The sequence below is a fragment of the Vibrio sp. THAF64 genome, assembly GCF_009363455.1.
GTDB lineage: Bacteria > Pseudomonadota > Gammaproteobacteria > Enterobacterales > Vibrionaceae > Vibrio > Vibrio coralliilyticus.
The window spans coordinates 1,738,387-1,763,298 of record NZ_CP045356.1 but is presented as its reverse complement, the minus strand read 5'-3'; the positions used below and the strand labels follow the sequence as shown (position 1 = coordinate 1,763,298).

General features: G+C 45.7%; 22 protein-coding genes. 13 read left to right on the top strand and 9 right to left on the bottom strand.

Annotated features, from left to right (window positions below; genetic code table 11):
- Positions 1–37 precede the first annotated feature (37 nt).
- Positions 38–1,138, bottom strand: coding sequence for a 1-acyl-sn-glycerol-3-phosphate acyltransferase (locus tag FIU99_RS24415; RefSeq protein WP_006961248.1), 1,101 nt, complete (start codon positions 1,136–1,138; stop codon positions 38–40).
- A 197-nt stretch (positions 1,139–1,335) separates the two neighbouring features.
- On the opposite strand from FIU99_RS24415, the gene FIU99_RS24410 reads away from it, so the two are divergent.
- Both FIU99_RS24410 and FIU99_RS24405 read left to right on the top strand, forming a co-directional pair.
- The gene (locus tag FIU99_RS24410) at positions 1,336–1,938 is read left to right on the top strand and encodes an AraC family transcriptional regulator (protein WP_039952132.1); all 603 of its coding nucleotides are present in this window, start codon (positions 1,336–1,338) and stop codon (positions 1,936–1,938) included.
- A 95-nt stretch (positions 1,939–2,033) separates the two neighbouring features.
- Positions 2,034–3,902, top strand: coding sequence for a methyl-accepting chemotaxis protein (locus FIU99_RS24405; RefSeq protein ID WP_006961251.1), 1,869 nt, complete (start codon positions 2,034–2,036; stop codon positions 3,900–3,902).
- 32 nt (positions 3,903–3,934) lie between these two features.
- Here FIU99_RS24405 and FIU99_RS24400 read toward each other — a convergent pair whose 3' ends face one another.
- Entirely contained in the window at positions 3,935–5,287 is a 1,353-nt protein-coding gene (locus FIU99_RS24400) for an alpha-amylase family protein (RefSeq protein ID WP_064487012.1), read from the bottom strand.
- Positions 5,288–5,495: 208 nt separating this feature from the next.
- Here FIU99_RS24400 and FIU99_RS24395 point away from each other — a divergent pair, with 208 nt between their 5' ends.
- Positions 5,496–6,152, top strand: a complete 657-nt coding sequence (locus FIU99_RS24395) for a DsbA family oxidoreductase (protein WP_040121751.1) — start codon at positions 5,496–5,498, stop codon at positions 6,150–6,152.
- Between the two features lie 3 nt (positions 6,153–6,155).
- Here the strand turns inward: FIU99_RS24395 and FIU99_RS24390 are convergent, their stop codons facing one another.
- Positions 6,156–7,058, bottom strand: a complete 903-nt coding sequence (locus FIU99_RS24390) for a DUF808 domain-containing protein (protein ID WP_152472599.1) — start codon at positions 7,056–7,058, stop codon at positions 6,156–6,158.
- A gap of 187 nt (positions 7,059–7,245) precedes the next feature.
- On the opposite strand from FIU99_RS24390, the gene FIU99_RS24385 reads away from it, so the two are divergent.
- A complete protein-coding gene (locus FIU99_RS24385; protein WP_152472598.1) occupies positions 7,246–8,166 on the top strand; it encodes a M14 family metallocarboxypeptidase in 921 nt (306 codons plus the stop codon).
- On the opposite strand, the gene FIU99_RS24380 is transcribed toward FIU99_RS24385, so the two are convergent.
- A complete protein-coding gene (locus tag FIU99_RS24380) occupies positions 8,161–8,949 on the bottom strand; it encodes a helix-turn-helix domain-containing protein (protein WP_039952136.1) in 789 nt (262 codons plus the stop codon). The genes FIU99_RS24385 and FIU99_RS24380 overlap by 6 nt on opposite strands.
- 99 nt (positions 8,950–9,048) lie before the next feature.
- Here FIU99_RS24380 and FIU99_RS24375 point away from each other — a divergent pair, with 99 nt between their 5' ends.
- From FIU99_RS24375 to FIU99_RS24360, 4 genes are all read left to right on the top strand, one after another.
- Positions 9,049–9,948: a DMT family transporter gene (locus tag FIU99_RS24375; RefSeq protein ID WP_152472597.1), complete on the top strand. Its 900-nt coding sequence runs from the start codon at positions 9,049–9,051 to the stop codon at positions 9,946–9,948.
- Positions 9,949–10,038: 90 nt separating this feature from the next.
- Positions 10,039–10,950: a GGDEF domain-containing protein gene (locus FIU99_RS24370; protein ID WP_006961258.1), complete on the top strand. Its 912-nt coding sequence runs from the start codon at positions 10,039–10,041 to the stop codon at positions 10,948–10,950.
- A gap of 135 nt (positions 10,951–11,085) precedes the next feature.
- Positions 11,086–11,850 (top strand): DeoR/GlpR family transcriptional regulator, encoded by a 765-nt coding sequence (locus tag FIU99_RS24365; protein WP_006961259.1) that lies wholly within the window; start codon positions 11,086–11,088, stop codon positions 11,848–11,850.
- Positions 11,851–11,996: 146 nt separating this feature from the next.
- Entirely contained in the window at positions 11,997–12,719 is a 723-nt protein-coding gene (locus FIU99_RS24360; protein WP_006961260.1) for a LuxR family transcriptional regulator, read from the top strand.
- Positions 12,720–13,019: 300 nt separating this feature from the next.
- On the opposite strand, the gene FIU99_RS24355 is transcribed toward FIU99_RS24360, so the two are convergent.
- The gene (locus FIU99_RS24355; protein ID WP_152472596.1) at positions 13,020–14,837 is read right to left on the bottom strand and encodes a hybrid-cluster NAD(P)-dependent oxidoreductase; all 1,818 of its coding nucleotides are present in this window, start codon (positions 14,835–14,837) and stop codon (positions 13,020–13,022) included.
- A gap of 494 nt (positions 14,838–15,331) precedes the next feature.
- Here FIU99_RS24355 and pyrC point away from each other — a divergent pair, with 494 nt between their 5' ends.
- A complete protein-coding gene (gene pyrC / locus FIU99_RS24350; protein ID WP_152472595.1) occupies positions 15,332–16,360 on the top strand; it encodes a dihydroorotase in 1,029 nt (342 codons plus the stop codon).
- Positions 16,361–16,412: 52 nt separating this feature from the next.
- On the opposite strand, the gene FIU99_RS24345 is transcribed toward pyrC, so the two are convergent.
- Both FIU99_RS24345 and FIU99_RS24340 read right to left on the bottom strand, forming a co-directional pair.
- Complete coding sequence (locus FIU99_RS24345; RefSeq protein ID WP_152472594.1) at positions 16,413–17,867, bottom strand: PepSY domain-containing protein; 1,455 nt, start codon at positions 17,865–17,867, stop codon at positions 16,413–16,415.
- Positions 17,868–17,996: 129 nt separating this feature from the next.
- Entirely contained in the window at positions 17,997–18,350 is a 354-nt protein-coding gene (locus tag FIU99_RS24340) for a hypothetical protein (protein ID WP_021456747.1), read from the bottom strand.
- Between the two features lie 340 nt (positions 18,351–18,690).
- On the opposite strand from FIU99_RS24340, the gene uhpT reads away from it, so the two are divergent.
- The 4 genes from uhpT to FIU99_RS24320 all read left to right on the top strand — a co-directional run bounded on the left by uhpT (position 18,691) and on the right by FIU99_RS24320 (position 23,682).
- Positions 18,691–20,082 carry a hexose-6-phosphate:phosphate antiporter gene (gene uhpT, locus FIU99_RS24335; protein ID WP_095570861.1) on the top strand — a complete coding sequence of 464 codons (1,392 nt, stop codon included), beginning with the start codon at positions 18,691–18,693 and terminating at the stop codon, positions 20,080–20,082.
- A 147-nt stretch (positions 20,083–20,229) separates the two neighbouring features.
- A complete protein-coding gene (uhpA, locus tag FIU99_RS24330) occupies positions 20,230–20,841 on the top strand; it encodes a transcriptional regulator UhpA (protein WP_006961266.1) in 612 nt (203 codons plus the stop codon).
- Positions 20,841–22,352 (top strand): signal transduction histidine-protein kinase/phosphatase UhpB, encoded by a 1,512-nt coding sequence (gene uhpB / locus FIU99_RS24325; protein WP_099607820.1) that lies wholly within the window; start codon positions 20,841–20,843, stop codon positions 22,350–22,352. The genes uhpA and uhpB overlap by 1 nt, the downstream gene beginning before the upstream one ends.
- A 10-nt stretch (positions 22,353–22,362) precedes the next feature.
- On the top strand, positions 22,363–23,682 hold the full coding sequence (locus tag FIU99_RS24320; RefSeq protein ID WP_006961268.1) for an MFS transporter: 1,320 nt from the start codon (positions 22,363–22,365) through the stop codon (positions 23,680–23,682).
- Here FIU99_RS24320 and FIU99_RS24315 read toward each other — a convergent pair.
- Positions 23,679–24,062 (bottom strand): cytochrome b562, encoded by a 384-nt coding sequence (locus FIU99_RS24315; protein WP_006961269.1) that lies wholly within the window; start codon positions 24,060–24,062, stop codon positions 23,679–23,681. The genes FIU99_RS24320 and FIU99_RS24315 overlap by 4 nt on opposite strands.
- Positions 24,063–24,141: 79 nt before the next feature.
- Entirely contained in the window at positions 24,142–24,885 is a 744-nt protein-coding gene (locus tag FIU99_RS24310; protein WP_038161713.1) for a phosphatase, read from the bottom strand.
- Positions 24,886–24,912: the final 27 nt, after the last annotated feature.

The window sequence follows — 24,912 nt, the reverse complement described above, 5'->3', positions numbered from 1 at the left end:
AGTAAAAAGGACGCTAATCGCGTCCTTTCTAATCTATTTAACTTTGGTTTTTAACCGGATTGGCGTAGCTTGCGACCAAATAAGACTGAGCGCCTTCCGGAAGCTGGTTAAGTTTACCTGCCAAAACGTCTTTAACCTGCTGTTCGACTTGCTCATCACCTGCCGCCAATTCATTAATTGGGAACAGCTTGTAGTTATCGTGTATCTGACGATCAATTTCTTCTGCCAGAGCTTCCGGTGATTCGAACTCATCACCAATCACGTCACCAAATGCGACATGGATACGGCCTTTGTCACCTACGATTCCCTGAATAATACTCTCAATATCTTCAAATTCGCCTTTTTCATACGTACCGCTTGTAGCTTTTTCAAAAAGCTCACGCGCTTTAGCAATATCACAAGGGTCATTCTCATAAGAGATAGCAACAGGGACAATTCTTAGCGACTTGATGTACTCAGCGAACTCTAACTTCTGCTTACGACCTTCAACGTGGAACATTTTTAGGATCGCCGGATCAGTAAAGTCATTGCCATCTTTAGCACGACCTTCTTTCTGCGCAATCCAGATAGAGTTCCCCGTATCCAACGAATGTTTGATGTAGCCCGACAAAGTACCTAGCGCCTTCATCATTTCACGAGGGCCTTTTGCAGAGCGCTTTACAATAAAGCTCTTGTTTAGCTTCATCAATTCAGTCGCACAAGGTTTTTTCAGTAGGTTGTCTCCAATAGCGATACGCACTGTTTTATGATCACTCTGGTGTAGACCGTAGTTGACCAACGCTGGGTCCATGGCGATATCACGGTGGTTGGAGACAAATAGATAAGACGTCTGCTTATCCAGCTTATCTAAACCTGAGTACGTTACGCCCTTAGTTGTTGAATTCAATGTCTGCTCAAGGTACTTCTTCACTTCCATCTGAATCGCTTCAACGGAGTTCAGTTTAGACCACTTCATCTTGAGGTAGACTTTAACGATTGGTGACATCAACGCTTTAAACCAACCTGCATGGTTTGCAAATCGATGTTGTAGAATCGCACTGATGAATTCTTCATCGTTAATCAGGCGGTCAATCGCCGCTGGAATTTCTTCGTCATTGTATGGACGAATTTCAACAAAAGGGTCGTTTTTAGAAGTCATTTCTTATTACATCTGAGAAAAAGCTGGCCTATTCTACGCGGAGATGGGGGGATTAACAGCTATACTTCTCTCATAATCAAAAAGGTCAGACCAGCATAAAATCACCGTTTCTGTAGAAAGTCGGAGTTAAGTTGGCTTTTTCTGCAAGAAACGTTAACCTTAGCGCCCCTTGAGCATACAAGAATATGAGCAATTTCATGCACTACGCAATCTCGCATAACAAGAGTGACTTTCAGTATCTAACCATGACTCCACGAAAAAAGAGTATCAAGCACATGTTACTCAAGGTGGAACAAGGTTTAGCACTAATGAAACTTGGAAAGTCTGAGTATGCGATTGAAGCAGGTCAGACAGTTTGGATTCCGTTTGACGTTTTGTGCGCATTGACCTTCTTCCCTCAAACTCAAGTTCAGCAAGTAGAAGTCTCTTGTCGCGTCACAACGTCTCTGCCAAAACAAGGTGGATTCGTTACCCTTAATGAGTTGACTAACGCTTTGTTAAATAGACTGAAGGTGATGGACGAAACTCATGATGCCCAACGAGATATTCTGACTGTATTACAGGCCGAGCTGTCCGCCTTAAAGCCTCAGTTAAAAGAGAGCAGGCTAACCCGATTAATTAGCCAGTGGTCACCGAATACCGACAGCAAACTATTGGCAGAGCAACAGCTCGTATTGACGGTTCGTGAAGCCTATAAGCGAATGAAGTCTGGTAAGAAGCGAGAGCAGATCATTTCAGACCTGTTCGACAACAATGAGGCGATGTACTCACAAATTGAACATGCAATTCTGGGTAAATAGCAGAAAACTTAACTAAGTTACTGGCTGATTGTCGATTTCGTAACTATAAATCTATAAATATCCTCTATATTTGTAGATAAAATAGGAAGGCGAATATGAAATTCAGCCATAAGATTGTGGCAGCATCCTCTCTCCTCTTACTGGCCACTGTAACGTTGCTCACCCTACAGCAGTACTACACCGTTCAATCCGAAATTAAATCTCAGGTTACATCGAGCGTAACGGAAATCGTTGATGGCGTTCGAGACACCACAGCCGCTGAGATTGATGGCCGAAAAGCCATCGCCAATTACGCGACCAGTATGCTGGAAGCCAACCTGTCTCCCGATGCTATTTCTACCGTCATCACTCGCCCCATAGTAAAGGACACATTCCTTTTGGTCGGTTTGGGATTCGAAAAGGATGGCTCTAATATAAACAATGACCCTTCTTGGAATCCCGGCTCCAGCTGGGACCCCCGAGCTCGACCTTGGTATATAGACGCCAAAAACGCAGGCAAACTCATTATCACTGCCCCTTATGCCGACTCTGCGACTGGCGAAATTCTGGTATCCATTGCGACTCCTGTAAACGACAACGGTAAGTTCATCGGCGCGATCTTCTACGATGTTAGCCTTGCGGGTTTGGCTGATGTTGTAAACAAGGTACAGCTCTTCGATGCAGGGTACGTATTTATCGTTGCAGGTGATGGCACAACCATCGCACACCCCCAAACCGACTTAAACGGCAAACCGATGAAGGATTTCTTGGGTGACGCCGGTATTCAGGATGACCCGCAACAGGTTTCTATTGATGGCAAAGACTACACGCTAGATTTCTCTAAAGTTCCAGGAGAAGACTGGTATATAGGTGTCGTTCTCGATGAGGAGATTGCATACCAATCCTTAGCAGATTTGCGTAACAGTTCAATTATTTACACTGTCGTTGCGTTAGCCATTAGTATCGTCATTCTCCTAGTATTGATGGCTGCGCTAATGCGCCCACTTGGTACACTAAACGCAGCGATTCAAGATGTTGCATCAGGTGAAGGGGATTTAACTCAGCGCTTAGATACGAGTACAGACCAAGAGTTTTCTTCACTTGCAGAAAATTTCAATACTTTCACCAGCACACTTCAACAGCAAATCACTCAGTCAAAAGCGATTGGTGAAGAGATCTTACGTGGCTCCGAAATGACATCCATGGGTCTACAAGAATCTGCTGCTGCAATGCAAGATCAATTGAGAGAGCTCGAACAACTTGCAACGGCGATGCATGAGATGGCAACAACCTCAGGTGATGTTGCCAATAACGCTCAGGGGGCAGCCTCTGCTGCGAAAGATGCCGACGAAGCTACGGAAGTGGGTACACGTGTTGTAGGCGATACGACGGCTTCAATTACAGAACTGTCGCAGCGCATTGATGAAGCAGTTGAAGAAGTGAAAACTCTGGAATCAGCGACAGACAACATCGAAACCATCTTGAAAGTGATCAATGACATCGCCGACCAAACCAACCTACTGGCACTTAACGCAGCAATTGAGGCAGCACGTGCTGGTGAATCTGGCCGAGGCTTCGCGGTAGTAGCTGATGAAGTTCGAACACTGGCTCAGAGAACTCAAGAATCTACGACAGAAATCCGCAATATGATTGAACAACTGCAGTCTGGTGCAACTGCAGTGGCAAATGCGATGAATATGAGTAAGGAAACAGCCAGCGGTGCCGTACTTCGCGCTGAAGAAGCCAACACTGCCCTAAACAGCATCCGCGATGCAATCCAGAGCATTAGCGATATGAACATTCAAATCGCTTCGGCCGCGGAAGAACAAAGCTTAGTCGCCGAGGAAATAAACAACAATACGGTCAAAATCAAAGACCTGTCTGTTCAGGTGGCCGATGCAGCAGAGAACGCCAACATTGCCATGCAGGCGCAAACAGAAAACATTCGCGAACAGGATGCCATTCTCAACAAGTTTAAAGTGTAAATGCTCTCGCCCTCCCAATTGGGAGGGCTTTTTTATTCCGCCACCAGCATCAAACTTTCTACTCCGGGCACTGTTAGGTTTAGCGTCCCCTTCTCAGCTTGATGTTTTTCACAGGAAAGCAAATCTAACCATTCGCCACTTACTGCTATTTGTACTTTCTGCGAACGTTTCGATTTATTAATCACCACGATACCTTCCTTTCCTCGCGCAAATACCAGTAAGTCTTCCGATGCTTCAATAACCTGCATCGTTTTACCATGCATTAAGTTATAAAAACGAATACGTGCAATCATTCGCTCATCGTTCCAAGCATCTACCCAGCGCGGCTTTCCATCCACTCCAGTCAAACCACTAGTATCAAGATCGGTATAAACCAATGGAACGCCACCATCTCTACCTAAGATGTAGCTGTACGCTAGCCATTCTGTTTTGTCTGGCATCACTAAATTAGCAAACACATCGTTGTTAGGTATGTCGTGAGTAATTGCAAAAGTAATGGCTCGATTCTCAGAAAGTGCTTGGCCGAAACAATAAGGGTTGACCAAGCTCTTGAGACTTCCTTTGGCTTCAAATGCATCAAACATGGTCTGAAACAGAGGAAAATCATACGCCCCCAAACGTGTTTCAGCCAAAAACGGTTCAAGAAAAATGTCATACTCGGGCTTGGTAGCTCCACCGTCTGTGATGATTTCACCAAAGATATGAATACCTTCACAGATATCTTTGCTCCAAACCTTCTGCAAATGCTCTAGTGTCATGTGCTTAGCCGCATCGATTCGAAACCCTTTCACACCCAGTGCTTTCAGCGCCTTCAGGTAATGCTGTTGTTGTTCAACGACGCGTTTATGCACTCGCAGAGTTGGCAACCCCGGATCCGTTGGACCACCGGTAATGCGACCGTTTTGCACCTGCCACTTGTCTTGCCAATCTTCAATACCGAACGCTTCAACAAAATCATCCTCAATAAATAGAGGTTTGCTAAGATCGCCGAATAGTTTTATCTCTTCGTAGTAATCAGAGTCGCTTTGGTAGGATTCCAGAACGTCTTTCGCTGGATATTGAAGATCCAACCGTTGATGAGATTCGTTCGCCATGTGGTTAAACACCACATCCGCATACACATAGATAGAACGCTGATTCAGAACGTCGACCATGCGTGTAAAGTCTTGTGTGTTGCCCAACTGGTTATCAATTACACGATAATCTTGTGGCTGATAACGCTGCCACCACTTTGTACCTTGTGCTTGTTTTAAAGACTTCATTGGAGGAGAAACCAGCACAGATTTATAACCCGCCGCAACGATCTCATCAGCGCGTTGAGCAACTAATGCATACGGCCAGTCGAAGGCATGAAGAATGACGTTGGCTGTCTTAAAAGCGGTCATGTCATGTTCCTTAAATTCAATTTCCATAATCATCTGTTCATCCACAGATGAAGAGTTGAAACAATTATAATCACCCAAGACTTTTTTTCTTCACCCCTAGAAAGCGGAATGGGTGTAGTAGTTCTAAGGCGTAGAATTTGAACTATTTATAAATTTAATTATCCTCACTCGCTATAATGAAATATGAAGCAAGAAAAAGGCGTCAATCATGAAGAGTGTCCGCATAGACATAGTGTCAGATGTAGTTTGCCCGTGGTGTATCATAGGATACAAACGACTGGAGCAAGCTTTGATGACGCTATCAGACAGCATTGAGGCTGAAATACATTGGCATCCATTCGAATTGAACCCCGCAATGAAGCCAGAAGGCCAGAACCTGCGTGAACACTTAGCGGAGAAATACGGTACGTCACTAGAAGCTAGTATATCGGCTCGTCAAACTATCGCCTCGCTAGGTGAAGAACTCGGTTTTGAATTTAATTTCACCGATGAAATGCGCATCTACAACACACGTAAAGCCCACCAGCTTCTATTGTGGTCACAATCGCAGGATTTGCAGCTTGATCTCGAAATAGCCATGTTCCATGCATATTTTACCGATGGTAAAGACGTCAGTGACGAGAATGTGTTACTCGATATAGCGGAGTCATTTGGACTAGATCGAGAAATCTGTCAGGCCGTTCTGGAAGACAGTAGTTGGGAAGAGACGGTCGCCTCCACGGAACAACAGTGGCTAGAAGCTGGGATCAATGCGGTGCCTGCTATCATTATTGACCGCAAGCACCTGATTTCTGGAGCTCAGAATAGTGATATTTTGGTTGAAGCTCTAAGAGAAATCACTCATCAAAAGAGCGATATAGACTAAAAACTAGCTGTGTTGGCGAATCTTACCGATAACACCCCAAGCCAGTACAATCAACACACCAGCTACAACGCCAATTAGACCGTTTAGTATCGATGGAAACAAGGCTTTCGCCAGCGTCAGGTTGGGTAGGTTTAGTAAAACCGGCTCAATCCAGTGGTGGATCGCTGGAACATTGTGTACCACTATGCCACCACCGACTAAAAACATGGCCGCTGTACCGACGACCGCGAGAAACTTCATTAACTTTGGTGCGAACACAATTAAACCTTTACCGATTGACGCCCTGATACCCTGCCCTTTTGAAATACGATTGAGATAAAAACCGAGATCATCCAGCTTAACAATGGCAGCAACTAAGCCATAAACACCGATTGTCATTAAGACTGCAATCAGGCTGACAACAATAATTTGCGTCAACATGGAGTGACCTTGAACGGTGCCGAGTGCAATCACAATGATTTCAGCGGATAAGATAAAGTCGGTGCGAATCGCACCAGCGACTTTCCTCTTCTCATAATCCTCAATGGAGCCTGTCGGTTCCTCCCCTTCGACTTCTATTTCTTCACCTGAATGGAACAACTTCTCCACTAGCTTTTCAGCACCTTCAAAACACAGAAACAATCCACCGAGTAGCAACAAAGGCATAATCAACCACGGCGCGAGTGAGCTCATTAATAATGCCGCAGGTACCAAAATTAATTTGTTGCGAAAAGAGCCTTTAGCAACGCTCCAAACGATAGGGATTTCACGTTCCGCCGCCACACCAGAGACCTGCTGCGCATTAAGCGCTAAATCGTCGCCCAGCACACCAGCGGTTTTCTTTGCCGCCACTTTGGACATCAAAGCAACATCATCCAACACCGTAGCGATATCATCTAACAGGGTTAACAGACTCGCACCCGCCATTTGTTTTCTCTTAGAAATAAGACATGTAACCAAATGTAACATTGACCACATCGAACTTAAACCGAATTCTCGTCAGTAATCCGTCAATAACAACACTCCGGTTATTGGCTGAACTTATATTGATTGCTTCCCCAAAATGGGCGTTTTATGCTGTTGCCCACATCTCATAACAAACATAGGCAAAGTAATGCACAGCTCTTACTCTTACCCTATCGGAACACCTGGTCAAAAATGGCAAGACGCCGAGCGAATAGCCTGGCGCGAACAAACCACCATTAAACGTGAATACCAACAAGAAGTGGTTCCAAAGATTCAAGCCCTACAAGAAAGGTTCGATATCGAACAGTATGGTGCGCTCTCCTACGACCCAAGCCGCTACCCACTTTTTTGCATTAAAAGTAAGAATTGGGACAGTGCAAAACCCGTTGTTCTGGTGACAGGCGGTGTTCATGGCTACGAGACCAGCGGCGTTCATGGTGCACTCAAATTTGCTGACACTCAGATGGAAAAATACGCTGAGCACTTCAACATCATCGTCGCACCATGTGTCAGCCCATGGGGTTACGAGACGATCAATCGCTGGAACCCACTAGCGATTGACCCGAACCGCTCTTTCTATGAGAACAGCCCAGCAGAAGAATCCGCCAATCTAAGAGCACTTGTGGCATCAATAGGACAAGAAGTACTGGTTCATATTGATTTGCATGAAACTACAGACACAGATGAAACTGAGTTCAGACCTGCTCTGGCTGCGCGTGATGGCATTGAGTATATCGAAGGTATGATTCCTGATGGCTTCTACACGGTAGGTGATACTGAAAACCCTCAACCTGAGTTTCAGGCAGCGGTGATTGAGTCAGTTAGAAAAGTGACTCATATTGCTCCCGCTGATGAAAAAGGCGAAATCATCGGTTCAGCCGTTGTACAGGATGGCGTCATCAATTACCCGATGGTAAAACTTGGCCTGTGTGGCGGTGTAACCAACTGCACTTACGGCACCACTACTGAAGTCTACCCTGATAGTCCTAAAGTAACCGACGAAGAGTGTAACGATGCTCAAGTTGCGGCCATCGTAGGCGGATTGGATTTCGTAATCAAAAAGCTATAACAACTTACTCTTATACTGCTCCGGGGTCTGCCCGGAGTATTTCTTGAACATCGCGATAAACGGACTGGCTTGGTTGTAGCCTAACGTCAAAGCGACTTCTTTCACCGAATGACCCTTTCTCAGTAAATCCATTGAGTATAAATAGCGTACTCTCAGCCTCCACTCAGTAAAGCTCATCCCCAACTCTGACTGACAGTGCCTTGCCAAGGTGCGCTCTGTGGTATGTACCTTCTCAGCCCACTCGGACAGGCTGGTATTATCAATCGGGTTTTCTTCTACTTCGGCCAATATTCTTGCTAGGTATTTATTATCTGAAGATGGCAGAAAATGATGCTGAGTATCTCGTGTCGCCAGTTGATCCAGTAAAACCTGCACTAAGCGTTTATCTTGCTCTGTTTGCGCCACATTGATCCCTCGCTGGCGAAAATCATCGATGATTGAGGACACGATAGGCGTAATTTTGATCAAACTGGTACAGTCGGGAAAGTGCGTGGTCAGATCTTGTGCTACGTTCAGTGAACAATACGACAGTGGTTTGCGATTGTAGCTGGTATGCATAACACCTGCGGGCACCCAGATAGCAAGATGCGGTGGTGCAAGAAATCGAGTGCCTTCCGCCTCCATTTCCAGAATACCACCACTAATGAGCTGAACTTGGCCCCACGGATGGCTATGCATTCTCGTTTCCGTGTTCGACAGGAACGCTTCAAAATTCATAAACACATCTGATGGTGCCTTATCTATTGATAAGGAAGGATGAAGGTGTTTGACCGATTTTCTCAAATTTGTCTTCCTATCGCGCTCGATGTCTTTTAAGAGATATCTACAATCATACAGACCTGTCAAACTCACTTCCACCGTTCACTTTGAGATTGAGATCACATGGTCTACTTACTTCCACTTTTTACTGTCTTTATCTGGGGAGGCAATGCCATCATCAATAAAATGGCCGCTTCAGTGATTGAACCCAGTGCTATGAGCTTCTTTCGCTGGTTTTTTGCCATGTTGGTACTCACCCCTTTCTGCTTACCTCAAGTCATCAAACAGTGGGCTGTAATCAAGCCTCACTTGAACAAACTTGCCTTCCTCGCTTTACTTGGCATGGTATTAAATCAATCTCTGGGGTACTACGCCGGCGTAACCACAACGGCTTCCAACATGGCGTTAATCACCTCACTGGTTCCGCTCCTTAGTGTATTTATGAGCGTACCGCTCCTCGGAAAAAGCATCTCACCGCTCAGTATTATCGGTGGCATTATCTCTCTGGCTGGTCTCTCTTTCATGCTAGGACAAGGAGATATGGTTTTCTTCCTCCACCAAAGCGTCACTGAAGGCGACGCCCTGATGGTGTTGGCAGCCATTTGCTACGCCACATATTGTGTGCTTATAAAGCGATGGAGAATGCCTTTGTCCAACTGGATACTCATCTATATGCAAGGGCTGTTCGCCGTACTCATACTGACTCCACTTTGGCTATCGAGTGAGCATTTAGCCCCAACGCCAGGTTCTGTTTCTCTGATTGCTTATGCATCCTTGGCAGGCTCTCTCCTCGCGCCTTGGATGTGGGTCAAAGCGATTGATGCTATAGGTGCGGACTCGAGTGCGATGTTCATGAACCTGCTTCCTGTTGTAGCGGTGGTTCTGGCAGCAACTTTACTGGGAGAGAACATTGAGAGTTACCACGTCATGGGCGGAATTATGGTGATCTCTGGTGTCATACTCTCACAAATAAAACGTGTGCGAAGAACGGATGAAAGTCTGCAAAATGTTAAGCAGGTATAGGTGGAGTCCGGCAAAAGAGTATATGTTTATATTAAACAACATCAATAAGACGTCAGAATAAGGCTAGACCTCACACTACAGGGAGGTCTTATGATCGAATTGGAGCATATTGAAGAGATATACGAAGATAATAAGTTTGCACTGCATGAAGAAGTACTCAATGAAATCGGCTCTTACGTCTTCGTTAAGAATCGCAAAGGAGAGTACCTCTACGCGAATCAACTCACTCTAGAACTGTTTAAAACCGATCTTGAGTCACTAAAAGGCAAAACTGACTACGACTACTTTCAGCCCGATCTTCTCAAAGATATTCTCCACACCGACCAATCTGTGTTCGAAACTGGTGAAACGGTGATCAATGAAGAACACGCTCGAGCTATTCCAGATGGCAAGTTAAGAGTTTACAGAGCTATTAAAAAGCCGATCATCAGCTCCGTAACTAACGAAGTTATTGGCTTGATCGGTGTTTCAACAGATATTACTGACATTGTTGAAATGCGTGAAAAGTTGGCTGAGCTGGCCAATACCGACGATCTTACTAAGTTGTACAATCGCCGGAAGTTGTGGCGCCAATTCTCTGAAGAGTTTGCTCATGCTCAAACCCACGATCTATCTCTTTCTTGCATCGTGATTGATATCGACCATTTCAAGCATATTAACGATACCTTCGGCCATGACCATGGTGACGAGGTCATCGTACAGTTGGCAGATATTGCTCGCTCTCATATACGTTCAACCGATTCCTGCGGGCGAATCGGCGGGGAAGAGTTCCTCATCGTTCTGCATCAAACGAACGCAGAGCAAGCACTCCAGATCGCCGAACGCCTGCGTTGTGACTTTTATTCTTTTCCCTTTTTTACTGACAACAACAATTTCAGCATCAGTTGCGGAGTCACCGAATTAACAGAAAAAGATAAGGATTTTTTTGATTTGTACCGTCGTGCTGATAAAGCGCTCTATGTATCGAAAAACAAAGGACGCAATCGCAGCCAGAAGCTCTAACCCTAATGATTAATGCTCGTTTATGTGAACATTTTCTTAAAACGAACTTTAACCAGCCAGTTTCGCTCACAAATCATTGCTTTGCCTCACGCAAACCGTAGAATTACTCCATTCCAACAGACAAGGACATTGTTAGTGAAAGCCATTAAGCGTCACCAGGAAATTATTGAACTGGTGCAAACTCAAGGTTTTGTCAGTACTGACGAATTGGTTGAACGATTTAACGTGAGCCCACAGACGATTCGTCGTGACCTCAATGAGCTAGCTGATGACAACAAGATTCGCCGCAACCACGGTGGAGCGACTATCACATCTAGTGCAGAGAACTCCTCGTATCAGACTCGCCAGATTTCCTATCAAAAGGAAAAAGGCCAGATCGCGCTGGAATTGGTCAAGCACATTCCAGATGGCGCGACTTTGTTCATTGATATCGGAACATCTCCAGAAGCCGTCGCAAGAGCACTACTAGGCAAACATCAGAATCTGCGTATCGTAACCAACAACATTAATGTCGCGACTATTTTGATGTCGAAGCCCGACTTCAAAGTGATCTTGGCAGGTGGAGAGGTTCGTGGCAAAGATGGCGGCGTCACTGGTGAAGCGACATTAGATTTTATTTCTCAATTCCGTCTCGATTTCGGCATTCTGGGTATTTCAGGGATCGATTATGACGGCTCACTGCTCGACTTTGACTATCATGAAGTTCGCGTCAAACGCGCCATCATAGAAAACAGTCGCTCCGTCTTCCTCGGTGTTGACCACAGTAAATTTGGTCGCAATGCTATGGTAAAACTCGGCACTATCGCTGACGTCGATCTAATTATTACTGATAGAAAACCACCTAAAGAAATTGAATCTTACGCAAAAGAAAATGACACCGTTCTTCAGGTGGTAAAATAGGAAAAGGCGCCATTGGGCGCCTTTTTCTATTTCGACTTATCAGTATGTTCAAAAATCCTTCAATCTCACTTTTAACATGAGAAAAATATTACATAACCCGATTGTAATTTGTTATAAGTAATAAAAAGTCGCGTTTATGGCACTCAATGAAAGAAATTTTACGTCTGATAGATGACTACCAAACCATTGATTCTATTGAATCAATGGGAAGGTTGCTTGAGCAGTTAAACCATATAGTTAACAGTGAGTATTTTGTACTTGGTGTATCGTTTGACCCGCATATTAAAAATGGTCGTTTTATCGTCGTAGACAACTTCCCCGCCGATTGCCGAGAAGATTCATGTAATTTGGGGCTGATGTACGTAGATCCTATTTGCAAGTTTGGCGCATCAAACTGTATGCCCAGTGTCTGGGAATCTTCCAAACAAATAGACATCCACAGTCAGGAGCTTTTTTCTTTGTCCCATATCCAGGGGATTGAACAAGGAATCAGCATTCCAATCCATGGATTAAATGGTGAAGTGGGTATGCTCAGTTTCGCGACATCAGATGTTATTGCCTACCCTACCCACACCGACGTATTGCTATTTGCTCAACTGATTGTTCCTCTTATTGTGCAAAACCTTTCGCGTTTATCTCACGCATCGCAGACCGAACATTCGCAAGCCATGCTGACTAACAGAGAGATTCAATGCCTAACTTGGGCGGCTGATGGAAAGAGCGCTTCTGAGATAGCTGATATTGTCGATTGCACTGAAAGAACCGTAAAATTCCATCTCAGTAATGCCTGTAAGAAGCTCGGAGCAACCAATCGCTGCCAAGCAGTGACGAGAGCGCTATTAGGTGGGCATATTAAACCGTACCAGTAACAGAAAATAGTATTTCTCAATTTCAACACAAATAATCGAAGTTAATTTGATTAGTTATGTCTATATTTTCTGCTTTAATCTACCAAATCGTATCAATTTTAACACAAAACCTGTCCGATCGGACAGTTACACTATCCTATTGTTTTTAATATCATTATGCGACTGAGTTACGACACGTCAGTTGGCTCAGACTGATGAATACGTCCTAAATACAAATTAAACAAAGTATTCACACTAAAAAAAGCCCCAGACCTTTGGTCTGGGGCTTTTACCTTTCAGATGACTTGTCCTAAGTTGTGTTTAATTCATCACTTCGATATCAGTTTCAGGGACACAACAACAAGCTAGAGCAATACCCATGTTCATTTCATGATCTTGTAATCCTGGTACATCTGGTTGGTGAACTTTTCCTGATTCAACCGTCACCTTACATGCACCACACAAACCAGCGCGGCAACTGTGCGCAATCGGAATACCTGCGTCCTCAGCTTGTTCCAACAGTGGCTTTTGGTTATTACCGACAAACAGTTGGCCGTTAACACTGATCTGTACTTCTTTAAAAGGTTGTGTACTGGTTTGCGAAACACCAAATGCTTCTTGGTGGTAACACTCTTCTGGCAGGCCTTTCTTCAACAAAAGATTCTTAGCTTTCTGCATAAAACCATCAGGCCCACATACGAACACCTGACGCTGTTCAAGATTTTCAATCTGTTTTAGGTGTGCGGTCGTTAAACGCCCTTTTAAACCAAACCAGTCGATAGGTGGCTGAGACAACGAAATCAGCACTCTCAAGCCAGGGTGTTTACGTTTGTAGGTATCTAACTCTTCTTTACAAGGTATATCTTCTACACTGCGGCACTGATGGTAAAAGATAACATCATCCGCTTGATCGTAATCAGATAAGTATCTCAGCATCGACAGCATTGGTGTCACGCCACTTCCCGCAGACAAAAGTAAAATGGGTTGGTCGTGTTTATCTCCAAGATGAAAACTGCCATCAGGGTTTTCGCAAGCTAACGTATCGCCGACTTTCAGATTGTCGTTGAGCCAGTTGGATACTCGCCCGCCGTCAATACGTTTGACAGAAATAGCCAACCGTCCAGGCCTTGAGGGACTAGAAGAAAGCGTATAACGACGCGCAACTTTTTCACCATCAATATCCAATGAAATCGGTAAGTGCTGGCCAGGTAGATAGACAGGAGCGGTGCCGTGTTCTGGTTCTAACCAAAATGTCACAAAGTCACGAGCAATCTCTTCACGTTCAACACACGTCATCACCAATTGTGCCGGAGTGTTGTCTGGATAAAATTCTTTCTCTTTGTATTCGAGAACTTCAACAACGTCTCCCTGACGAACCATGCCTTCGTTCTTAGCGACTAGATTTTGACCGAAGAAAACGCCACCTCGCTCGTTCGCGCGAAACTGAGACAGTGTGTTGAGTGGCTCTTTGCTTGGCCTGAATTCACCTTTATCGACATCAACCGTTGTCAGGATGCAGCGTTCACACGCTTTAACCGCTTCAAACTCCACTTCCCCAATACGGATTCGCTTCCAGCTGTCTTCCTCAAACGCCTCAGTCGTAGAAACAATCAGGTTGGCACGGAATTGGTCCATAGAGTGGTGTTCAGGGCTGCGACGGTTGAGCTCATCCAAAGAACCCTGACCAATCACAAGCATTGGGTAACCGTCGGCAAAACTGACGTTGTGCCCAACTTTCTCTCGCACACGGTTCGATTGTTCACCTGAAAACAACAACTCTACTCTCTGTTGTAAGACATCGCTGAACCAGTCGTCCGCTTCGTCCGTTGTGGTATACGCGGTGAAATTATCTTTCCATACCTGAGCAGGGGCTTCCTGCATTTTAAAATCTGAGTACTTTAAGCGAAGCGGCGGTTTGCCTTCAGCAACAAAAATTAAACCGTCTGGCGTCAAGCTTGACTGAACTTTAACCATATGCGGATACTTACGTGCCGTCACCATAGATCCATCGGACAAAGCAAGCATAAAGCGACGGTCAAACATCAGGCCTTGCTTTTCTACCCAAGCAGAAGATTGACTGATACCGCCTAAGGATTTAACTGGGAAAACGTTGATTTGAGAAAGAGTTGGAGATGACATTGCTAATCCTGAGCTTTGTTATTTGCTGCGATTATACCCGACTCTCTAACGAGATGTTTCATGAAGATGTCAGTTCCAATCATAAAATTCACTTCAAACTTTGTGAATCCGATAATTAACTCGAAACCTCATCATAAAGCGTATCGAAATATGTCTTTGTCTTGAAAACTGTTAACACCCCACTCCCTTATGTAAGAATCCATTAAATTAACTTGTTCTAATATTCCAGCTCGCTAGTATGGATTTACCGCATTATCCCAGGTGCGGTACTCCAAACATTGTTGTGTTGTATAACGGATTATGAAAATCCGATATTTCAGGGTTAACGGATTAGCCCTTTTCTTTCATCCAACCCACTTCAAAAATAAAAAACAGATGCATTAAAAGGCACTTTGCACTATCATCCTGTCGCCTAAGCGTAAGCGTTTGCCTTCACAGTTTTCGTTGATGCTTAGGCTCCAATCAGACAACTTATTATTATGGTGGGAGCAATAATGACAACACTTACGATCACTCGTCCTGACGACTGGCATGTTCACTTACGCGATGGTGATGTTCTAACAGATACCGTCCGCGACATCAGCCGCTACAATGGTCGAGCGCTAATCATGCCAAACACAGTCCCACCAGTTACTGACACTGAAATGGCACTCGCTTATCGTGAGCGCATCATGGCAGAAAAACCAAGCGAACAATTTGAGCCCTTGATGGCGTTGTATCTGACGGATAACACTTCACCCGATGAAATTCGCAAAGCGAAAGCTTCAGGTAAAGTGGTGGCAGCCAAGCTCTACCCTGCTGGCGCAACAACCAACTCTGATTCTGGTGTGACTTCTGCTAAAAACATCTACCATGTGCTTGAAGCAATGCAGGAAGTCGGCATGCTGCTTCTGGTCCACGGCGAAGTGACGACTCATGATGTCGATATTTTTGACCGTGAAAAAGAGTTTCTAGATACGGTTTTGGCACCCATCGTCAATGATTTCCCAGAATTGAAGATCGTACTTGAGCACATCACAACGGCGGATGCGGCAACTTTTGTTAAAAACGCCAACGATAATGTCGCAGCAACCATCACAGCTCACCACCTGCTATATAACCGCAACCACATGTTGGTTGGTGGAATTAAACCTCACTTCTATTGCCTGCCGATTCTTAAGCGCAACACCCACCAAAAAGCGCTGATTGAAGCTGCAACCAGTGGTAGCAAGAAGTTTTTCCTAGGTACAGATTCCGCTCCGCATGCAAAAGGGATGAAGGAAGCAGCGTGTGGCTGCGCTGGTTCATATACCGCTCACGCAGCGCTAGAGCTTTATGCAGAAGTGTTTGAGCTAGAGGGTAAGCTAGAGAACCTTGAAGCATTTGCGAGCCACAATGGCCCCGACTTCTATGGTCTACCGCGTAACTCAGATACCGTGACGCTCACTAAACAAGAGTGGGCAGTGGCAGAGTCAATGCCATTTGGTCAGGACATTGTCGTACCTATTCGCGCTGGTGAGACCATCGACTGGTCAGTAAAATAACAGAGCCATAGATGAATCAGGCCACCAATAGGTGGCCTTTTTTGTTGTTGTACTAGGCTGCTGACGTTTCCATTTTCTGCCGGAAAACAAACCAATCAATCACACCAAAGAGCACGATAGTCACCGCTGCTAGCGGGAAAAAGACTGCAACCATAGCGAGTGTAATTGCACCCACCTTCCAGATACCATCACTTTCAAAGCGAGGCGGAATACCGACTCGAGTCTTGCCTGACGGCCTTCTGATCCACCACATCACAATACCAGTAATGGAAATAACGATGAACGCCACACAAAACAAAACATTGAGTATCTTGTTAACCACGCTGACATCCCCTTGGTGCAAAGACACTCCTGCTGCCATAAATTTAGCGAACAAACTGTAGTCTTCCCATGTCACATCCACCAACACTTCACCTGTGTACTGGTCTATGTGAGTGGTTTTGTCTTTTCTCGGGTCGCTAATGTCACCCGCCATAGAATTCGCTGCTAACGTATACACACCCGTTTCAGACTTAGGTAAAAAGAGATTAAACTGAGTAAAACCAAGGCGCTGGGCTTGCTCGACTATCGAATCGATACCAATACTCTGACTGATATCATACGAGCTATGTTCATGATGAGCATGATCTTCGCTGCCATGAACATGCCCCGCAGATTCAGGTAACGGAGCCTGTTCTAAGTTCCATGGCATTTCTTCCTCACTGCCGTGATTGAGATCAGCGTGAGTCAGCTGTGACTCTGGCTTATCACCCCAAGTATAGTAAGTGGGAAATGTATTCCACGCCTGAACCATCTTGCTACCCCAAACGCCAGCCCAAGCCAAACCTGAAATGACGAAAAACAGTAACACAACGGACAATACTCCCCCCAAGTTCGCGTGCAGATCGCGCATCAAGATACGTGTGCCCGATGTAACGCGCACTTTCAGAAATCCTGCTTTGCTTGCGTTGTCCCTTGGTAACCACAAATAGATACCCGTCACCAACAGTAAGATACTCAAGCTAGCAGAGACTTCGATTAAGTAATCACCCCATTGGCCAATCAACAAGGTTCCGTGGATTTCATTCGCAAGCTGATACCAGCTGTCACTGCGATCTATTTCACCTAATACCTGACCACTATAGGGATTCACGGTGACAAACACCGAAGTGCCATCCTCCAGACGCACACTGAACTTATTGACCAGGTTGGCTTCAGCGGCAGGGATATACTGAGTAACCTGCCCAGATGGGTAACTAGCTTGAACGCTCTCTAGTTGCTGCGAGACCGGAACTTTTGAAGATTCAGGCATGACAACCAATTCATCTTGGTATCGGGCTTGTTCGATTTCATCATCAAACAGCATGACAAGCCCTGTCAGGCTGAGCATAAGCATAAATGGGATGACATAAAGGCCAGCATAAAAATGCCAGCGCCACGTCATGAAGTAGCGTGATTTGGTTCGAGCCTTCTCTGAAGATAGGCGTGAAGATTCCTTAGGTGAAGTCTGAGTTTGACTACCCAACATTACAATTTCCTTTTTATTGCGCGCAGCAAAACCCTTCGGATTCAACCCGAATTGATCATTCAATGGTATTTGCTGAGCGTAGACTTTACAGTGAGGCGCTATGCCTTATTTAATAATTCTATTTTTATATCAAGCAATAGACAGGGGTGGCGCACGCGGGAGTGCAAGCTGATAGCGAACGCTTAGAGCCAAAAAAGCATACGCTTCATCACTCACATACGACTGTCGTGTAAAGTAAGGTGGTGTTGGAAGTGAATCCTGATGGAAAGAGGAAAAGTGACTGAATGGACAAGGCTTACCGTGCTGAGTTTCTGGCTTGCCTTCTTCGACCTGAACCAGCTCGAAACCATTAATGGTACATAACGTTGCCCAAACTCCTGCGTTTGAGCCGTGCGCATTTATGACCGGCATCAGAGAAACGAGCAGCCAACTCAGGGCACTCGCCAATAACATCGTCCGGTTAAAATTCGTTGCGCGTAACATGATCACTCTCGATTTGTTAGCTGTAACTATATAACGTGAAGTTAACAAACTCAGCCAGTTGTGCTGCAAAACATAAGCTTAGTCATAACTTTTCTACAAAAAGAACAATAACTAACCGAAACGAGTCCTACCAATCATGTGACGTTATTCACGAAAAACTCACTAGCCAATTCGATCTAGGAAATTTTCCTAGTCCACCTAGGAGCATCTCTCAAGCCACAACGCACCGCGATGAATACACTTAGCGCCATCGATTTACTCCTGACTGCCTGTCAGCTAAATCAACCGAATTTTTTATTTGCTTTGCCCAACGGGCTAAGCTGGGCTCTAAGGATTCACTATGTTGAAATTTCTAGAACAAGTGCGCAAACCAACACTGGACCTGCCAGTCGAAGTTCGCCGAAAAATGTGGTTCAAACCCTTCTTGCAATCTTACTTGGTTGTATTCATCGGCTATATGACCATGTACCTGATTCGTAAGAACTTCAATATCGCTCAGAACGATATGATCTCTACTTACGGTCTATCAATGACTGAACTAGGTATGATCGGCCTTGGCTTTTCGATTACTTACGGCATTGGTAAAACTGTGGTGTCTTATTATGCCGACGGCAAAAACACCAAGCAGTTTCTGCCATTCATGTTGATCCTTTCAGGCCTTGCCATGCTGGGTTTCAGTATGAGCATGGGAGGCGGTAGCATCAGCCTATTCCTCATGATTGCGTTTTATGCGTTAAGTGGTTTCTTCCAGAGTACAGGCGGCCCTTCTAGCTACTCAACCATCACCAAATGGACACCACGTAACAAGCGCGGTTCATACCTTGGTCTGTGGAACATGTCGCACAACGTTGGTGGTGCGGGCGCTGCAGGTGTCGCTCTATTTGGCGCGAATTACCTATTCGATGGTCACGTGATTGGTATGTTCATCTTCCCATCTATCATCGCTTTGATTGTAGGTTTTATCGGGATGCGTTTTGGTAGCGACTCTCCAGAGGCCTACGGCTTGGGTAAAGTGGAAGAGCTGTTCGATGAAGCTGTCAGTGAAGAAGACAATGCCGCGGAAGAGCAGCAAATGTCTAAGCGAGAAATCTTTGTTGAATATGTACTGAAAAACAAAGTGATCTGGCTACTGTGTTTCGCCAACATTTTCCTTTATATCGTGCGTATTGGTATCGACCAATGGTCAACGGTTTATGCCTACCAAGAGCTTGGTCTATCTAAAGAAGCGGCAATTTCTGGTTTCACCTTATTCGAAGTGGGTGCACTGGTCGGTACATTAATGTGGGGCTACTTGTCAGACTTAGCTAACGGTCGCCGTGCGCTGGTTGCTTGTGTATCACTTGGCTTGATTATTGTGTCACTCGAGTTCTACCAACATGCCACCAGCGAGTTCATGTACCTAGCGTCACTGTTCGTATTAGGCTTCCTTGTATTTGGTCCTCAGTTGCTGATTGGCGTTGCAGCCGTTGGCTTTGTACCGAAGAAAGCCATCAGTGTCGCTGACGGTGTGAAAGGCACATTTGCGTACCTGATCGGTGATAGCTTCGCGAAACTTGGTCTAGGTATGATTGCAGACGGCACGCCTATTTTTGGCCTGACGGGTTGGCAAGGCACTTTTGCTGCGCTGGATACTTCTGCGGCTATCTGTATCGGCTTACTTGCTTTTGTAGCCATCGCTGAAGAGAAGAAGATTCGTAAAGCTAAGAAACAGCTCGCTCAAGTAAACGCTTAATACCCCCAGTTAGCGCTATCTAATACTCGCTGTTCGCCTGAATCAGAGAGATATAGATAGCGCTTTTTTTAGTTCCAAACGCTATTTGCCTATTGATACACTTAACGGTACCTTACCCCGCATTCTGCCTTGCTTTGGATAATTGCCATGATTAATGTTGCTCTCGTTGATGATCACGTCATCGTCCGATCCGGTTTCGCCCAGCTTCTGAGCTTGGAAAGTGACATTAACGTTGTTGGTGAATTCAACTCTGTGTCCGATGCAAAACAAGGCTTGCCCGGTAGTGGCGCCAATGTGTGCATTACCGATATATCGATGCCCGATGAAAGTGGCCTCACTCTACTTGAGTCGCTACCTTCTGGCATCGCCTGCGTTATGCTGAGTGTCCATGATTCTCCCGCGATGGTAGAAAAAGCGCTTGAAGCAGGGGCTCTTGGGTATTTGACTAAACGATGCAGCCCGGAAGAGCTGGTTCAAGCGGTACGAACCGCGTCCACTGGGGGCTGCTATTTAACCCCAGAAATCGCCTTGAAGTTGGCCTCTCCTAAAAAGTCGACCGCTTCATTAAGTCAGCTAACTAAGCGTGAGAAACAAGTCTGTGAACTGCTTGCGACAGGCATGGATGTTAAGTTAGTGGCTAGCCAGCTCGGTTTGAGCCACAAGACGGTTCACGTCCATCGCGCCAATGCCATGGACAAACTCGCGGTCAAAAACAACGTTGAGCTGGCTAAGCTGTTCAGTCAGGAAATCCCGCTCTAATGCGCAACTACCTAATCACTTCTGCCTGTGCTTGGTTCATTACCCTGTGCAGTTGGTTTTGCTTATGGGTCATTTCTTATTACTTCGTTAATGATGCTGAGCTGGCTATTCTCTTTTTCCCCTTCGCTTTGCGACTGGGAGTCACCCTACACACAGCCAAGAAGCACTGGCCTGCAATTTATGCGGCCGAATGGCTGCTGACGATCTCTCTAGCGCTATTGCTAGACCAGCCTCAATGGCTTACCGTTTTAGCAGCCAGTGCCGCCAGTATTCCAGTTACTGCTATGGCGGTGCGATTTAACTACGGGGCGCAATCGCAGCGATTGCTGGTTCAGGCAGCTGTAATTATTGTGTCATCGCTAATCAATGTTGCCGCCGTGAGTAGTCACGTTGAGTCACCTAGCTTAGTTTGGCTGGTTAGCGTCACTGGTGGGCTCATGCTGGTTCCGACCTGTTATCTGGTCTGGAATTACCTATTTCAAAGCACTTGGCTGCCATTGACATCCAATTTGATCAGTCAGCCTATTCAGTTTAATGTCAAGCCTATTGTTCTGTTCGTCATCATGTTTTCTGTCAGCATCGCGCTGCAAATTGGGCTTCCCGATGAACTGCGTCGTTTTGCCCCCTTCTGCCTTGCGATTCCTATCATCCTGCTCGCTTTTCGCTACGGCTGGCAAGGTGCCATGCTTGGTACCCTACTCAACAGTATCGCCTTGATTGCAGCACGCAGCGGCGTGTCACAAATCGAAGTCACCGACCTTCTATTGTCGATTACGGCACAGACCTTAACAGGGATATTGCTGGGCATGGCAGTCCAGCGCCAACGAGATTTGAACCAAAAATTGCGCCACGAGTTAAGTCGCAACCAAAACTTATCCCGTCAGTTGGTGAAGGCTGAAGAATCCGTGCGTCAGGAAGTCGCACGCGAATTACACGACGAAATCGGCCAGAATATTACGGCCATCCGCACTCAAGCCAGCATCATTAAGCGAGTTGAAAACCCAGAGATGAGCGCCAATTGCGCCACCACCATCGAATCTTTATCGCTGAATGTTTATGACACCACTAAAGGGCTGTTGACTCGCCTCAGACCCAAAGCACTGGATGACCTTGATCTGGTAGAAGCTCTGCAACAGTTAGTTCGCGAAATGGAGTTTGAGCAGCAAGGCGTTGACGTCTCGTTCAAACTGCAAGGTGGGCATGTATCTACGTTAAGCGATGCGACCAGTGCGACCTTGTATCGGATATGTCAGGAAGCTCTTAACAATGCGCAGAAGTACGCTCAGGCTAGCCGTTTAGAGATTGATATCAAACTGGGAGACGAAGTCGAACTCAAGATTCAAGACAACGGCATTGGATTCAAACTACAGGACAGCCAAAAAGGCTTTGGCTTAAAAGGCATGCAAGAGAGGGTGCAGGCCCTCGGTGGGCGATTTAATATTCGCAGCTATAGCCAGCATGAATCAGAGCAGCATGGTACTTCTATTCGTGTCGAATTGCCGGGAATTTGAGGTGTAACTTATGTCAGATTCTATCGCTCAACCTAATCACACTACCCACGAAGTGAAATCGACTTACCAGTACTGGCGGCTGCATATCATGGTCGGTATGTATCTCGGCTATGCTGGCTTTTACTTCACCCGCAAGACATTTAACTATGCGACACCTGCTTTGATCGCAGACTTAGGTTTAGACAAAAGTGACATAGGTTTGATGGGCACGTTCTTCTATCTGACCTACGGCTTGTCTAAGTTCGTTTCCGGTATCGTTTCCGATCGTTCTAATCCGCGCTACTTCATGGGGCTTGGATTAATTGCGACAGGCATCATTAACATTCTGTTTGGCTTATCAAGCTCACTCTACGCGCTGTTCACGCTTTGGGTACTCAATGCCTGGTTTCAGGGCTGGGGTTGGCCTTCCTGTTCAAAACTGCTGACGACATGGTATTCACGCTCTGAACGCGGTTTCTTCTGGGCTATCTGGAATACCGCCCACAACGTTGGCGGAGCCTTAATCCCTCTTGTCGTCGGTTACATGGTACTGCATTACAGCTGGCGGGAAGGCTTTGTTATTCCGGGGATTATCGGTGTCATCATCGGGCTTTTCCTTTGCTGGAGGCTAAGAGATAAACCGATCACTATGGGGCTACCCACCATTGGCCGATGGAAAAACGACAAGCTTGAGCTAGCACAAGAGAATGACGGTATTGGCCTGAAACCCCACCAAATTCTGCGTACTTATGTCCTAAACAACAAATATATATGGTTGTTGGCGTTTAGCTACGTGTTGGTGTACATCGTCAGAACAGCGGTCAATGACTGGGGTAATCTATACCTTACCGAACAGCACGGTTTCGACTTGATCAACGCAAATGCCGCTTTATCCTTGTTTGAAATCGGTGGCTTCATCGGTTCTTTGGTTGCGGGTTGGGGGTCAGATAAATTGTTCGGTGGAAATCGTGGTCCAATGAACCTGATTTTTGCGATGGGAGTTTTCTTGTCAGTGGCCGCTTTGTGGCTAATGCCAGTGACGAATTTTGCTTTTCAGGCCGCTGGATTTTTTGCCATTGGATTCTTTGTGTTTGGACCACAAATGCTAATCGGTATGGCCGCTGCAGAGTGTTCGCACAAAGACTCAGCGGGTGCAGCAACGGGTTTTGTCGGGCTATTTGCTTATATGGGGGCGGCGCTGGCAGGCTACCCTATGGCTATCATTATGGAGTATTTCCACTGGACTGGATTTTTCGTCACAATTTCGATCTGCTCAGCGGTTATTGGACTGTTACTCCTGCCTTTCTTGCAAGCTCAGTTCAGCAACAGTCCAAATCAAACACCAGTTTAGCCGAATAGCTTACTCCAGATGCTTGGGTTACGTTTGTCGTGATATTCAATGCGAAGTTCATCGACCTGACGCAAAGACTCTTTTGCCGACGCCATATCACCAGCGTCCAATTGCGCTTCTACTTTATCCAACGCACCTGATAGCTTATTGAAACCCTCAAAGTAGATATCAAACTTCTCTGGTGGGTAGTCACCACGCTTAGACTGCTCGACCAGTTCAGACAGATTAGTCACCGCTGTCTTCATATCAGTAATTTCAGTTGCTTCAGCAGCGTGTTTAAATTCAACTTTCATTTGCTTCATTGTTGCTTTCAGGTCGAAATCTGACGCAAAAGCTTGTACCGATACCATCAGTACCAGAGCTGGAATTAATTTTCTCATTGTATTGTTCTTATCTTGGAATAGGAGGAGAAAGTGTACTGAATTCAGTCAGCACACTTGAGATGAAAATTGTATCAACTTATAAATTGACGTAATCCTCGATCGGTGCTCGACCACGTAGTTCAAGGAAATCGAGGAATTGGCGAGCAGAATACGTGATAACCCGCGTACTGTCGATACCGACATCATCCATCAAATCAGACACTAAACTGAGATTACCAACATCCTGGCAGAAATGAGCATCACTACCCGTGGTAAAATACACTCCCAGCTTTTTACCAATCTGGGCGATTTCGTGGCAGCGTTCTACACTTCCCACTCTGCTGTTGCCTTTTAATGTGGTGTTGTTGATTTCGATTGCTACGTTATGCTCTCTGGCACACGTTAGAACCGATTCAAAATCAAAGTCGAAGTTCGGATTGCCTAGATGCCCCAGAGCATCAACTCGACCGCCACGAATAGTATTGATGAGGGCTTCAGTGTGCTCTTCTTTACTAGAAGGGCGAAATACAGGCTCGTGAAAACTGGCAATCGCCCAGTCTAGATTCTTATCTGTTGAGGGATGGATGTCCACTTCCCCCTTCGTGTTTAGAATATTGGATTCAACACCACGAATGACGGCAACGCCTTCTATAAATCGAGGCAAGACCCGCTGATTAGAAAAAAACCAGTAGTGTGGCGCTCCCGGCATCGATTCTGCGTGATCAGTGGTGCAAAACATCTCCAGACCATGCTCTTTTGCCAGTTTAGCGTTTTCAATAAGTGTGCTGTAAGCGTGACCACTCGCATAAGTGTGAGTATGCGTGTCAACAACAAGCTTCATAATGTCAGCTTCCTAAATCTCCCAAAG